Source organism: Streptococcus sp. UBA3373 (assembly GCF_002360305.1).
Classification (GTDB): Bacteria; Bacillota; Bacilli; order Lactobacillales; family Streptococcaceae; genus Streptococcus; species Streptococcus alactolyticus.
On sequence record NZ_DEQF01000037.1, the window covers coordinates 1 to 14133 of the forward strand.

Here is a 14133-nt window from a genome sequence, read left to right on the forward strand (position 1 = left end):
GATATAAATTAAATTGGAGCGGGTAATCAGAATCGAACTGACACAATCAGCTTGGAAGGCTGAGGTTCTACCATTAAACTATACCCGCAACTTAAATGCACGATTATTATACATAAAAAAAAATTATCTGTCAACTATCTTTTTTAGTTTTTTAAAAAAAATTGTCAAATGTAATTTCATTGCTTAAATTTATAAAGTATGTTAGACTAATAATACATTATATAATATATTAGGAGGAAATAAAAATGAAAGTTATTGAAATTACAAAAGAAAATTTTGCTGAAGAAGTATTAAAAAGTGACAAACCTGTTTTAGTTGATTTCTGGGCAGCTTGGTGTGGACCATGTCGTATGTTAAGTCCAGTTATTGAAGAAATCGCTGAAGAATTAGACGATGTAAAAGTATGTAAAGTAAATATTGATGAACAAGAAACAATTGCAAGTGATTTTAATATTATGTCTATTCCAACTTTAATTGTTTTCAAAAAAGGACAACCTGTAGATGCTTTAGTTGGTGTTAATCCAAAAGAAAAAATTATTGAATTAGTTCGTAAATAATATGCGTGATTGTGTAATTGTTGGAAAAGGTCCAGCAGGAATAAGTGCTGCCTTATATCTAAAACGTGCTAATGTTAATTGTGTTATTGTCGCTAAAGATTACGGGGCATTAGAAAAAGCCCATCTAATAGAAAACTATTATGGAAACAAAGCTAGTGGCTTATCGATTGCTAAAGCTGGCGAAAAACAAGCTTTAGATCTTGGAATTGACATTTTAGATGGTGAAGTAATTGGAATAGAATATAATCCAAATGGTGGTTTTATCGTTAAAACAAATAAAGAAGATATTGAAACTAAAAAAATCTTATTAGCCACTGGTAAAGCTAGAAGTAAAATCAATGTGGAAAACTTTGCAAATCTTGAAGGGAAAGGGATTAGTTATTGTGCCTTATGTGATGGTTTTTTCTATCGCAAGAAAAAACTTGGTATTATAGGAAGTAAGCAATACATGTTAAAAGAACTTGAAGATTTAAAAAAATTTACAAATGATATAACTGTTTTTACAAATGGAGAACCATTAGAAGTTGATGTAGACGGAGTTAAAGTTGTAACCGACAAAATAACAAAAGTTATTGGCGAAAATCGTCTTGAAGCTTTAGAGTGTTCGAAAGATGTATATCAATTAGATGGATTATTTATCGCCATTGGAACACCAAATGCTGTTGATTTTTCTAAACATATCGGATTAGTAATGAATAAAAATGATATCGTTGTTGATGGAAATTTCATGACTAACATTGAAGGAATATATGCATGTGGTGATGTTGTTGGTGGAACATTACAAATCAATAAAGCTGTTAATGAAGGTATGATGGCGGCATTAGCAATCAAAAATAGTCTAAAAAATATCTAAATACTTCCTTATTTAAGGATGTATTTTTATTTTATATAAAGAAATATCTTTTTTTAATTTCATATTGTGATATAATCAAAATAAATAAGGAGGTTTTATTATAAAAAATTTAATTAAAAAGTGGCCGATTACTCTTTTATCGATTGCTGCAATTTTTTTAGGTGTTTTCGTATGTACACTTAATCCTGGAACAGTTGTTAATATTATATTTCAAATTTTAGGAGTACTACTAATTATTAAAGCAGCTTATTTGCTAATTAATATTGGGAAAGTAAATCGTGTTGATTATTTTTATTACATAACAAATATCATTATTTCACTTCTATGTGGTGTATTAATGATTATGTATTCTAATGATCTTTTAAACATTGCCATTGCGATTTATTTAATTATCATTCCAATTTTAAAAATTATGATGGCTTCAAACAAAGATTTTGCGGTTAAAATTCATGGTTATAAAATCATTTTAGGAGTTTTAGTTTTATTACTAGGCGGATTGATTTTTAAAGCATTCTTTATCTTAATTGGAATTTTAATTATTTTAGCTGCGATTTTTGTTTTATATGCTATTATTTGTGAAAAAGATTACTCTTTTGAAACATTTAAAACAAGTTATACAAATGCTCGTATGTCTTTTAAAAAGAATAATGATGATATTATTGATGCTGATTTCAAAGAAAAAGATGAAAATAACGATGAATAGTTAAAAAATGAAACGTAAAACATTTTGGTATTTAGTAGGGATTGGCAGTTTAATTTTGCTATTTTTAATCATTTTATCTTCGATTTTACAAATTGGTGAAAGATTATCGAAAATTAATATTTGGTTAGAAATTGCTTTTTACATCTTAGCATCTCTACTAGTTCTCATTTTAATAATATATCCGATTATTGTAATTGTCTTTTCTCCATCATTTAATATTACGACGACACTTGATAAAGATTCATTAAAAAATCGTCGAACATATAAAACAGTAGCTAAAAATTTGGCTAAATATGATTTTTTAAAAGATTACGAAACAAGATTATTAAATTTTAGTAACTATGATGAACTTCGTTCTACATTAAATGAAGTATATCGTAATGAAATGAAAAAACATCTAAATCGTATTATTATTGATCACGCTAAGACGGTTATGATTAGTACAGCCATTTCACAAAACGGAAAACTTGATATGTTTTCAGTCTTATCAGTTAATTTGCAAATGATTAAAAAAATTGTATGCGAATGTGGTTTTAGACCATCAATGAAAAATTTATCAAAATTAAGCATCAATGTTTTATCGACTGCTTTAATCGCTGATGGATTAGAAAATATCAACTTAGAAGATGTTCTTCCTAATTCGACAATGAATGCTATAGCGGAAATACCGTTTATTAAACCATTGACATCAAGTATTATGCAAGGTGTTTCTAATGCCTTACTAACAATCCGTATTGGTTTAGTGGCTAGAAGATATTTATTTAATGATTCACAAATCATGACCAAAAACGAAATTCGTAAATATGCCTTAATCGATTCATTAAAGCTATTACCGATTGTCATTACGGAAGTGATAAACATAATCCCAAATAAGATCGTTAAAGTTTTCTCGAAAAAACCAAAAGAAGAAGATATTAATGTTTAATAAAGCACCATTTCGATGGTGCTTATTTTAATAAATAAGATTGTAAAAATTAAAATTTAGATTATAACATGAACTTCTAAAAATATCTTATAAAAATAATTGACATTTATTGTTTTGTAGTGTATAATTACCGTGTTGTAAAATGCAACCACATAGAAAAGGTTTTAAAAAGTTTATCTTACCTTAATAGTGTGTCTTAAAAATTATGAGGAGGTGTGCATATGTACGCAATTATTGAAACTGGTGGAAAACAAGTTAAAGTTGAAGTAGGTCAAGCGATCTATGTTGAAAAACTTGATGTTGAAGCTGGTTCAGAAGTAACATTTAACGAAGTTGTTCTTGTTGGTGGAGACAAAACTGTTGTAGGTACACCAGTTGTTGAAGGTGCTACTGTTGTTGGTACTGTTGAAAAACAAGGTAAACAAAAGAAAGTTGTTACTTTCAAATACAAACCTAAAAAAGGTAGCCACCGTAAACAAGGTCACCGTCAACCTTATACAAAAGTTGTTATCAACGCCATCAACGCTTAATTTATCCTTATGATTCATGCAACCTTTATTCGCCGTAAAGGTAACCTAGAAAGCGTTGAGCTGACTGGGCATGCTGGCAGTGGCGAGTATGGTTTTGATATCGTATGTGCAGCCGTTTCAACCTTGTCGATTAACCTGGTTAATTCGCTAGAAGTGTTGGCAGATTGCAAGGCTGATTTAGCGATTGATGAAATTGATGGCGGTTATATGAAGATTGATATCTCTCATATAACGCGAAAGACGGATGAGAAAGTTCAGCTTTTATTTGGAAGCTTTCTTTTAGGGATGACGAACTTGGCAGAAAATTCTCAAGAGTTTGTGTCGGTTCAGGTCATCGCAAACTAATTTGAAAAGAGGACACTATATATGTTAAAAATGAATCTTGCTAACTTGCAACTTTTCGCCCACAAAAAAGGTGGAGGTTCTACATCAAACGGTCGTGATTCACAAGCTAAACGTCTAGGTGCTAAAGCAGCTGACGGACAAACTGTTTCAGGTGGATCAATCCTTTATCGTCAACGCGGTACTCACATTTACCCAGGTGTAAACGTAGGTCGCGGTGGTGACGATACACTCTTCGCTAAAGTTGAAGGTGTTGTACGTTTCGAACGTAAAGGTCGCGATAAAAAACAAGTTTCTGTTTACCCTATCGCAAAATAAGGCTAGAAATAGCATGAGAAAAGCTTTCTGAGAAATCAGGAAGTTTTTTTGTACATTTTTGACTGTGTTACTAAAGTGCCTTGTTTCCATAACTTAGTCATCAGAAAAAGCAAGCGTTTGGCTTGTTTTTTTGATATAATGGAGAAGATGACTTTAGAAAGAATAAGGTAGTATGAATATACAACAATTACGCTATGTGGTAGCGATTGCTAACAGCGGGACCTTTCGAGAGGCAGCTTCGAAGCTTTTTGTGAGTCAGCCGAGTTTATCTGTTGCTATCAGAGATTTGGAAACGGAGTTGGGTTTTCAAATTTTTACAAGAACGACGACTGGGGCTATTTTGACGAGTCAAGGAATGAATTTTTATGAAAAAGCCTTGGATGTTGTGAAAACGTTTGATTCCTTTGAAAAACACTTTTCACAATCAGAGGATTCGCCTGAATTTTCAATTGCTAGTCAGCATTATGATTTTTTACCTCCGTTGATTACCACTTTTTCCAAATTGCATCCTGAGCATCGCCATTTTCGTATATTTGAATCAACAACGATGAGGATTCTAGATGAGGTGGCACAAGGTGATAGTGAGATTGGTATCATTTATCTCAATAACCAAAATCGTAAAGGCTTATTGCAGCGTATGGAAAAGCAGGGCTTGGAATTTGTGGAGCTTATTCCGTTTCAGACTCACATTTATTTGGCGAAAAATCACCCCTTGGCAGACAAAAGTAGTTTGCTCATGAGTGATTTAGTAGATTTTCCAACGGTGCGATTTACACAGGAAAAAGATGAGTATCTCTATTATTCTGAAAATTTTGTGGATACGACAGAAAGTCCTTGTATTTACAATGTTACTGATAGAGCGACTTTGAATGGTATTTTGGAGCGAACAGATGCTTATGCGACTGGGTCTGGCTTTTTAGATAGTCGCAGTGTGAATGGTATCACTGTGATACCGCTTGAAGATGATTTAGATAATAAAATGGTTTATATTAAGCGTAGTGATAAGAATTTGTCGGCCTGTGCGCTTAAATTCGTTTCAGTGATGAAGGATTATTTCGCTGAATTTAGCCCAGAGGTAGTCAAATGAAACAATATCGATATCTTTATTTTTCACTTTTAATGGTCGTTTTGGTCGCCTTGGACCAATGGAGCAAATTATGGATTGTCAAGCACATTCCTTTAGGCAGCATTCATAAGGGGTTGCCACCTATTTTTAGTTTGACCTATTTGCGCAATTATGGTGCGGCATTTTCTATTTTGCAAAATCAACAATGGTTTTTTGTGATTTTAACGATTGTGGTCGTGGGGGCTGCTATTTATTACTTTATCCGAAATCTTAATGGATCGTTCTGGTTCTTGTTGAGCTTGAGTTTGATTATTTCGGGTGGATTGGGCAATTTCATTGATCGTGTGCGCCTTGGTTATGTGGTGGATATGGTACATTTGGATTTCATGGATTTTGCCATTTTCAATGTCGCCGATTCTTATTTGACCGTCGGTGTTGTGATGTTATTTATTGTGTTGTGGAGAGAAGGAGAAGATGGAATTAATCATTAAAGAATCAGGGATTCGATTGGACAAGGCCTTGGCAGATTTGACCGAATTATCCCGCAGTCAAGCCAATGAAGCTATTAAAAATGGGAATATTTTGGTAAATGGCAAAGCTGTCAAAGCCAAATACAGCGTCAAAGAAGGGGATCTTGTCACTTACGACTTGCCTGAACCAGAAGTCTTAGAATACGAGGCAGAAGATATTCCGCTTGACATTGTGTACGAGGATGATGATGTTGCCGTGGTCAACAAACCACAAGGAATGGTTGTTCACCCTTCAGTAGGGCATACTTCAGGGACCTTGGTCAATGCCTTGATGTATCATATTCACGATTTATCTTCAATCAATGGGGTTGTTCGCCCAGGTATTGTGCATCGTATTGACAAGGACACATCGGGCTTGTTGATGATTGCTAAAAACGATCGTGCCCACCAAGCACTGGCTGAAGAGTTAAAGGACAAGAAATCATTACGCAAGTACTTGGCTATTGTGCATGGCAATATTTCAAATGATCGTGGCGTGATTGAGGCACCTATTGGACGTTCTGAAAAAGACCGCAAAAAACAAGCTGTTATGGCTAAAGGTAAGCCAGCCGTAACTCATTTTAAAGTCTTGGAACGCTTTGGCAATTACACCTTGGTAGAATTGACCTTGGAAACAGGACGTACCCACCAAATTCGGGTACATATGGCTTATATTGGTCATCCTGTGGCAGGGGATCCGCTTTATGGTCCTCGCAAAACCTTGAAAGGTAATGGGCAATTTTTGCACGCTCAAACCCTTGGATTTACCCACCCAACGACTGGCGAAAGCTTACGCTTTTCCGTAGAACCACCAGCTATTTTCCAAGAAACGTTGGAAAATTTGAGACACTAAGACTTGCGCTCATAAGCTTTAGGTTTAGGTTAGTAAAACGCTTGTCAAAATGGGATAGTTTTGGTATGATAAGAAAGTAGATATATCCTTTAATACTGTCCCGTGAGGCAGGCAAGGAGAGAACGATAAAAGAAGTGTGCATCTAGGGTTTGGTGTACCTATATTTTGTGGAATCTCCTTGTTGTTAAGGAGATTTTTTGTATATTTTTTAGTGAGGTTTACGAGATGAAGACAAAAGAAATCGTTGATGATGTTACCATGAAACGTGCGATTACACGTATCACGTATGAGATTATTGAACGCAATAAAAATCTTGATAACATTGTTCTTGCGGGAATCAAAACACGTGGTGTTTACATTGCTCGTCGTATCCAAGACCGTTTGAAACAATTGGAGAATCTTGATATTCCAATCGGTGAATTGGATACAAAACCATTTCGTGATGATATTAAAGTGGAAGAAGACACAACAATCATGCCAATTGATATCACAGGTAAAGATGTGATTTTGGTGGATGATGTGCTTTATACAGGTCGTACTATTCGTGCTGCTATTGATAACTTGGTTAGCCTTGGTCGTCCTGCGCGTGTTAGCCTAGCCGTATTGGTGGATCGCGGACATCGTGAATTGCCAATTCGTGCGGACTATGTCGGTAAAAATATCCCAACAAGCGCCACAGAAGAAATCATTGTGGAAGTGATTGAAATCGACGGTAAAGACCGTGTTAGCATCGTAGATCCTAACTAATTTGTGTCTGGGGATTATGAGAAAGGAAGTGGATTAGTGGATAATATCAAGTACGACGTTAATGAGATGCCCAAACCAGGGATGTTGGTTGGTTTATCATTCCAACACCTCTTTGCCATGTTTGGTGCGACGGTTTTGGTTCCGATTTTGGTGGGAATTGATCCAGCTATAGCCCTGTTTTCAAGTGGTTTAGGAACCTTGGCGCACTTAACAGTGACCAAGTATAAAATTCCAGCTTATATGGGGTCAAGTTTTGCTTACATCGCAACCATGCAAATGTTGATGAAAACAGATGGTATTGCAGCTGTTGCCCAAGGGGCGATGGCAGGAGGTCTGGTTTACTTGCTGGTTGCCTTGATTGTGCGATTTGTTGGTAATGCTTGGATTGATAAGGTTTTACCACCTGTTGTGGTTGGACCAATCATCGTTGTGATTGGATTGAGTTTATCAACAACTGCTGTCAATGATGTCATGTTAAAAGACGGCCAGTACAATTTTATCTACCTTTTGATTGGCTTGGTTACCTTGCTAGCGGTTATATTGTTTAATATGTATGGCAAGAAAATCGTTGCGGTAGTGCCTATCTTGCTCGGTTTAATTGTTGGTTATGTGTTTGCCATAGTTGTTGGTGCCGTGACGGGTCAAAACATTGTTGATTTTTCAGCTGTTTCCCAATCACCGTGGTTCCAAATTCCTGATTTTGACATTTTATTTGTTGATTATCATTTTAAAATCTATCCAAGTGCTATTTTAACCATGGCGCCAATTGCTTTTGTAACGATGACAGAGCATTTTGGACACGTAATGGTGTTAAATAGTTTAACTGGTCGTGATTTCTTTAAGGATCCAGGTTTGGACCGCACATTGACAGGTGACGGTTTGGCACAAATCATCGCTGGTTTCTTTGGTGCACCGCCAGTAACGTCGTACGGTGAAAACATCGGGGTTATGGCGCTTAATAAAATTTATTCGGTTTACGTCATTGCTGGAGCTGCAGTGATTGCAGTGGTGATGAGTTTTATCGGTAAGGTGTCAGCTCTCTTGTCTTCAATCCCAACACCAGTCATTGGAGGTATTTCAATTGCCTTATTTGGTGTGATTGCCTCAAGTGGTCTGAAAATTTTAGTTGAAAACAAGGTAAATTTTGATAATAAGAAAAACCTGTTGATTGCAAGTGTTATCTTGGTATCTGGAATCGGTAACTTGACCCTACAAGTGGCTGGTTTGCAAATCACAGGTGTGGCACTTTCAACTCTTCTAGGAATTCTTTTATATCAAATTCTTCCAGAAAAGGATTAAAAAATGGCTATAATAGATAATATGGTATCGTTAAAACATTTGGTCACCATGGAAACATTGACCAATGAAGAAGTTTTAGGTTTGATTAAACGTGGCATTGCTTTTAAAAAGAACGAAGCCCATTTCACACCTGAAAGACAATATTTTGCGGCAAATCTCTTTTTTGAATCATCAACACGAACACACAAATCGTTTGAAGTGGCGGAGAAAAAATTAGGTTTGGACGTGATCGAATTTGACGCTAAAACAAGTTCAGTCAATAAAGGCGAAACCCTTTACGATACCATTTTAACGATGAGTTCTTTAGGCATTGATATCTGTGTGATTCGTCATGCCAAAGAAGATTATTACAAAGAGCTTATCGGCAGTCGTACCATTCAGACATCAATTGTCAATGGGGGCGATGGTTCAGGACAACACCCAAGCCAATGCTTGCTAGACTTGATGACGATTTATGAGGAATTTGGTCGATTTGAACAGTTAAAAGTGGCTATCGTGGGGGACATTACGCATTCGCGTGTTGCCAAATCAAATATGCAAATTTTGAAACGCCTTGGAGCAGAGTTGTATTTTGCTGGTCCAGAACAATGGTATTCAGACGAATTTGATGTGTATGGTAAGCACGTTGATTTAGATGAGATTGTGGATGAAGTTGATGTGATGATGATGTTGCGTGTGCAACATGAGCGTCATGACAGTGACAAAGGTTTTTCAAAAGAAACCTACCATAACCGTTATGGTTTGACTCAAGAACGTTACAATCGTTTGAAACCATCAGCAATTATCATGCACCCTGCTCCTGTCAATCGTGATGTCGAAATTGCATCACAATTGGTGGAAGCTCCTAAATCACGTATTGCCACACAAATGCAAAATGGTGTATTTGTTCGTATGGCAATTCTTGAAGCAGTCCTTAATGGCAAAGCGTAAGACGGTATCTGCTAGTTAATAAACAACGTTAAAGTGCTCCCGTGAGAGCAAACGAGAGGAAAAAATATGGCAAAAAGACTTTTAATTTTAGAAGATGGTACAATTTTCGAGGGAACAGCTTTTGGTGCTGACCTTGATGTGACAGGTGAGATTGTTTTTAATACTGGTATGACAGGTTATCAGGAATCGATTACAGACCAATCTTACAACGGTCAAATTTTGACCTTTACTTATCCTTTGGTGGGAAATTATGGTATCAATCGTGATGATTACGAATCTATTACCCCAACTTGTAAGGGTGTGGTGGTTTCTGAAAATGCCCGTTTGGCTAATAACTGGCGTAATCAGATGACCTTGGATGAGTTTTTGAAAGCTAAAAATATCCCTGGCATTTCAGGAATTGACACACGTGCTTTGACTAAAATCATCCGTCAACACGGTACTATGAAAGCAACTCTTGCAAGCGATGGTGATTCTATTGAGCACCTAAAAGTTCAATTGCAAGCAACTGTCTTGCCGACCAATAACATTGAGCAAGTTTCAACAAAAACAGCTTATCCAGCACCTGGTGTGGGGAAAAATATTGTTTTGGTTGACTTTGGACTAAAACATTCTATCTTACGCGAATTTTCAAAACGTAACTGTAATGTGACTGTCGTGCCTTACAATATCACAGCTGAAGAAATTCTTCACTTGAATCCTGACGGAGTGATGTTGTCAAATGGACCTGGTAACCCAGAAGATGTGCCAGAAGCCCTTGATATGATTCGTGGTGTGCAAGGTAAAATTCCAATTTTTGGTATCTGTATGGGACACCAATTGTTCAGCCTAGCTAATGGAGCGACAACCTATAAAATGAAATTCGGTCACCGTGGTTTCAATCATGCTGTTCGTGAAATTGCAACGGGACGTATTGATTTTACCAGTCAAAACCATGGTTATGCGGTGGATCGTGATACTCTACCAGATTGCCTCATGGTAACTCACGAAGAAATTAACGACAAGTCTGTTGAAGGGGTTCGCCACCGCGATTTCCCAGCCTTTTCAGTGCAATTCCACCCAGATGCTGCACCAGGACCACACGATGCAAGCTATCTGTTTGATGATTTCTTGGAATTGATTGATGCTTTTCAAAATGAAAAAGTCACTCGCTAAACAGATTTACTTGTGTCGCTAACTACTTAATCTGACTGATGCAACAGTCAGTCACATATTTAAAGTCAATCAGAGAGTTGACAAATAGGAGAAAACAATGCCAAAACGTACAGATATTAAAAAAATTATGGTGATTGGGTCTGGTCCGATTATTATCGGTCAGGCAGCAGAGTTTGACTATGCGGGAACGCAAGCCTGCTTGGCCCTCAAAGAAGAAGGTTATAGCGTTGTTCTTGTAAACTCAAACCCTGCCACAATCATGACGGATAAAGAAATTGCAGATAAGGTTTATATCGAACCCATTACAACAGAATTTGTGACACGCATTATCCGTAAAGAGCGTCCAGATGCCCTACTACCAACTTTGGGAGGGCAAACAGGTCTTAACATGGCAATGGAATTGTCAAAAGCTGGTATCCTTGATGAATTAGGTGTTGAATTGTTGGGGACTAAATTATCAGCAATCGACCAAGCCGAAGACCGTGACCTCTTCAAACAATTGATGGAAGACCTTAATCAGCCAATTCCAGAATCTGAAATTGTTAACACGGTGGAAGAAGCGGTTGATTTTGCAAATACGATTGGCTATCCTGTCATTGTTCGTCCAGCCTTCACCCTTGGTGGTACTGGTGGTGGTATGTGTGACAATGAAGACGAATTGCGTGAAATCGCTGAAAATGGTTTGAAATTGTCACCAGTAACCCAATGTTTGATTGAACGTTCTATCGCTGGTTTCAAAGAAATTGAATACGAAGTAATGCGTGATGCGGCAGACAACGCTCTTGTGGTTTGTAACATGGAAAACTTTGACCCAGTGGGTATTCACACGGGAGATTCAATCGTTTTTGCGCCAACACAAACCCTTTCAGATATTGAAAACCAAATGTTGCGTGACGCTAGCTTGAGCATCATTCGTGCCCTTAAAATCGAAGGAGGATGTAACGTTCAGTTGGCCCTTGACCCAAATAGCTTCAAGTACTATGTTATCGAAGTTAACCCACGTGTGTCACGTTCATCTGCCCTTGCCTCAAAAGCAACAGGTTACCCAATTGCGAAATTAGCAGCGAAAATCGCGGTTGGTTTGACACTTGATGAAATGGTCAATCCAGTTACTGGTACGACTTATGCCATGTTTGAACCAGCTCTTGACTATGTGGTTGCAAAAATCCCACGTTTCCCATTTGATAAATTTGAACATGGTGAACGTCGCTTAGGAACTCAGATGAAAGCGACTGGTGAGGTTATGGCAATCGGTCGTAACATTGAAGAGTCACTTTTGAAAGCTTGTCGTTCGCTTGAAATCGGTGTTTACCACAATGAAATGCCTGATTTGGCAAATGTAACTGATGATGCTTTGGTTGATAAAATTGTTCGTGCCCAAGATGACCGTCTTTTCTATCTTTCTGAAGCTATCCGCCGTGGCTACACCATCGAAGAATTATCTAAATTAACCAAAATTGACCTTTTCTTCTTGGATAAATTGCTTCACATTTTTGAAATTGAGCAAGCCTTGGCTACTAACGTTGGGGATATTGCATTGTTGAAAGAAGCCAAACGCAATGGTTTTGCAGACCGTAAAATTGCAGAGCTTTGGAACATGACAGCAGACGAGGTTCGCACACTTCGTACAGAAAACAAGATTATCCCAGTTTACAAAATGGTGGATACATGTGCAGCTGAATTTGAATCAGAAACACCTTATTTCTATTCAACTTACGAGTGGGAAAATGAATCTATCAAATCAGGTAAGGAATCAATCTTGGTTCTTGGTTCAGGTCCTATCCGTATTGGTCAAGGGGTTGAGTTTGACTATGCGACGGTTCACTCAGTGAAAGCTATTCAAGCAGCTGGTTACGAAGCGATTATCATGAACTCAAATCCAGAAACCGTATCAACGGACTTCTCGATTTCAGATAAACTTTACTTTGAACCATTGACCTTTGAAGACGTGATGAACGTCATCGAATTGGAACAACCTAAAGGGGTTATCGTGCAATTTGGTGGTCAAACAGCTATTAATTTGGCAGAACCATTGTCTAAAGCTGGTGTGAAAATCCTTGGAACACAGGTAGAAGACCTTGACCGTGCCGAAGACCGTGACCTCTTTGAACAAGCGTTGAAAGCCTTGAATATCCCACAACCACCAGGACAAACAGCAACAAACGAAGAAGAAGCGGTTGAAGCAGCCCGCAATATTGGTTTCCCAGTGCTTGTTCGTCCTTCATATGTCTTGGGTGGACGTGCCATGGAAATCGTTGAAAATGAAAACGATCTTCGTTCTTACATGAGAACTGCCGTTAAAGCCAGTCCAGACCATCCAGTCTTGGTTGACTCTTACATTATTGGTCGTGAGTGCGAAGTTGATGCCATTTCTGACGGCAAAGACGTTTTGATTCCAGGTATCATGGAACACATCGAACGTGCGGGTGTTCACTCAGGTGACTCAATGGCTGTTTACCCACCACAAACCCTTTCAAAAGAAATCCAAGAAACGATTGCGGATTATACAAAACGCTTGGCAATTGGTTTGAACTGTATCGGAATGATGAACATCCAATTTGTTATCAAAGATGAAACGGTATATGTTATCGAGGTAAATCCTCGTGCCAGCCGTACCGTGCCATTCCTTTCTAAAGTAACAAATATCCCAATGGCGCAAGTAGCTACCCAATTGATTCTTGGTAAATCATTAGCTGACCTTGGTTACAAAGATGGGCTTTATCCTGAGTCTGACTTTGTACACGTCAAAGCACCAGTCTTCTCATTCACCAAACTAGCCAAGGTAGATAGCCTTCTTGGTCCTGAAATGAAATCAACTGGTGAGGTTATGGGTTCAGACCAAACCCTTGAAAAAGCTCTTTACAAAGCCTTTGAAGCGTCTTACTTCCACTTGCCAGCCTTTGGTAACGTTGTCTTTACGGTATCTGATGATAGCAAAGAAGAAGCTCTTAGTTTGGCGAAACGCTTTGCCAACGTTGGTTACAGCATCTTTGCAACACAAGGAACAGCGGACTTCTTTGCCAAACACGGTTTAGATGCAACAGTGGTTAATAAACTCGGTGAAGATGATGATAACGATATTCCTGCTCTTGTTCGTACAGGAAAAGTTCAAGCTATTATCAATACTGTTGGTACTAAGAGAAGTTGTGACGAAGATGGTGCTGCTATCCGTAGCTCTGCCATTGAACACGGTGTGCCACTCTTTACCGCTTTGGATACCGCAGATGCTATGATTCGTGTGCTTGAAAGCCTCAGCTTCACAACTCAAGCCATCTAAAGTTAATAAAACTATATCGAAAGAGGAGATTCTCAAAATCTTCTCTTTTTCTACCTTTTGTCAAGCATA

General features: G+C 37.6%; 15 protein-coding genes, 1 tRNA gene and 1 other annotated feature. Of the genes, 15 read left to right on the forward strand and 1 reads right to left on the reverse strand.

Annotated elements, in window-relative coordinates:
• Nucleotides 1-14: 14 nt before the first annotated feature.
• Nucleotides 15-88, reverse strand: a tRNA-Gly gene (locus B3R79_RS05030).
• Between the two features lie 157 nt (nucleotides 89-245).
• On the opposite strand from B3R79_RS05030, the gene trxA reads away from it, so the two are divergent.
• The 15 genes from trxA (at nucleotide 246) to carB (ending at nucleotide 14064) form a co-directional block, all read left to right on the forward strand.
• Nucleotides 246-557 (forward strand): thioredoxin, encoded by a 312-nt coding sequence (gene trxA, locus B3R79_RS05035; RefSeq protein ID WP_293694120.1) that lies wholly within the window; start codon nucleotides 246-248, stop codon nucleotides 555-557.
• A gap of 1 nt (nucleotide 558) precedes the next feature.
• Complete coding sequence (locus B3R79_RS05040) at nucleotides 559-1410, forward strand: NAD(P)/FAD-dependent oxidoreductase (protein WP_293694123.1); 852 nt, start codon at nucleotides 559-561, stop codon at nucleotides 1408-1410.
• A 250-nt stretch (nucleotides 1411-1660) separates the two neighbouring features.
• Complete coding sequence (locus B3R79_RS05045) at nucleotides 1661-2113, forward strand: hypothetical protein (RefSeq protein ID WP_293694126.1); 453 nt, start codon at nucleotides 1661-1663, stop codon at nucleotides 2111-2113.
• 7 nt (nucleotides 2114-2120) lie between these two features.
• A complete protein-coding gene (locus B3R79_RS05050; RefSeq protein WP_293694129.1) occupies nucleotides 2121-3038 on the forward strand; it encodes a DUF697 domain-containing protein in 918 nt (305 codons plus the stop codon).
• Between the two features lie 136 nt (nucleotides 3039-3174).
• Nucleotides 3175-3245 (forward strand) — a sequence feature (ribosomal protein L21 leader region).
• A gap of 14 nt (nucleotides 3246-3259) precedes the next feature.
• The gene (rplU, locus tag B3R79_RS05055; protein WP_293694132.1) at nucleotides 3260-3568 is read left to right on the forward strand and encodes a 50S ribosomal protein L21; all 309 of its coding nucleotides are present in this window, start codon (nucleotides 3260-3262) and stop codon (nucleotides 3566-3568) included.
• A gap of 9 nt (nucleotides 3569-3577) precedes the next feature.
• Entirely contained in the window at nucleotides 3578-3913 is a 336-nt protein-coding gene (locus B3R79_RS05060; protein WP_154455125.1) for a ribosomal-processing cysteine protease Prp, read from the forward strand.
• Nucleotides 3914-3934: 21 nt separating this feature from the next.
• On the forward strand, nucleotides 3935-4228 hold the full coding sequence (gene rpmA / locus B3R79_RS05065) for a 50S ribosomal protein L27 (RefSeq protein WP_003065365.1): 294 nt from the start codon (nucleotides 3935-3937) through the stop codon (nucleotides 4226-4228).
• Between the two features lie 172 nt (nucleotides 4229-4400).
• Entirely contained in the window at nucleotides 4401-5315 is a 915-nt protein-coding gene (locus B3R79_RS05070; protein WP_293694135.1) for a LysR family transcriptional regulator, read from the forward strand.
• Nucleotides 5312-5785 (forward strand): signal peptidase II, encoded by a 474-nt coding sequence (gene lspA / locus B3R79_RS05075; protein ID WP_168260618.1) that lies wholly within the window; start codon nucleotides 5312-5314, stop codon nucleotides 5783-5785. Before B3R79_RS05070 ends, lspA begins: the two co-directional genes overlap by 4 nt.
• Complete coding sequence (locus B3R79_RS05080; protein WP_168260619.1) at nucleotides 5769-6656, forward strand: RluA family pseudouridine synthase; 888 nt, start codon at nucleotides 5769-5771, stop codon at nucleotides 6654-6656. The genes lspA and B3R79_RS05080 overlap by 17 nt, the downstream gene beginning before the upstream one ends.
• Before the next feature lie 225 nt (nucleotides 6657-6881).
• The gene (pyrR, locus tag B3R79_RS05085) at nucleotides 6882-7403 is read left to right on the forward strand and encodes a bifunctional pyr operon transcriptional regulator/uracil phosphoribosyltransferase PyrR (RefSeq protein ID WP_154455121.1); all 522 of its coding nucleotides are present in this window, start codon (nucleotides 6882-6884) and stop codon (nucleotides 7401-7403) included.
• A gap of 36 nt (nucleotides 7404-7439) precedes the next feature.
• Nucleotides 7440-8702: a uracil-xanthine permease family protein gene (locus B3R79_RS05090; protein WP_293694138.1), complete on the forward strand. Its 1263-nt coding sequence runs from the start codon at nucleotides 7440-7442 to the stop codon at nucleotides 8700-8702.
• A 3-nt stretch (nucleotides 8703-8705) separates the two neighbouring features.
• Nucleotides 8706-9632, forward strand: coding sequence for an aspartate carbamoyltransferase catalytic subunit (locus tag B3R79_RS05095; RefSeq protein ID WP_154455120.1), 927 nt, complete (start codon nucleotides 8706-8708; stop codon nucleotides 9630-9632).
• Nucleotides 9633-9698: 66 nt separating this feature from the next.
• Nucleotides 9699-10787 carry a carbamoyl phosphate synthase small subunit gene (locus B3R79_RS05100; RefSeq protein WP_154455119.1) on the forward strand — a complete coding sequence of 363 codons (1089 nt, stop codon included), beginning with the start codon at nucleotides 9699-9701 and terminating at the stop codon, nucleotides 10785-10787.
• 97 nt (nucleotides 10788-10884) lie between these two features.
• A complete protein-coding gene (gene carB / locus B3R79_RS05105; protein WP_168260620.1) occupies nucleotides 10885-14064 on the forward strand; it encodes a carbamoyl-phosphate synthase large subunit in 3180 nt (1059 codons plus the stop codon).
• Nucleotides 14065-14133 lie beyond the last annotated feature (69 nt).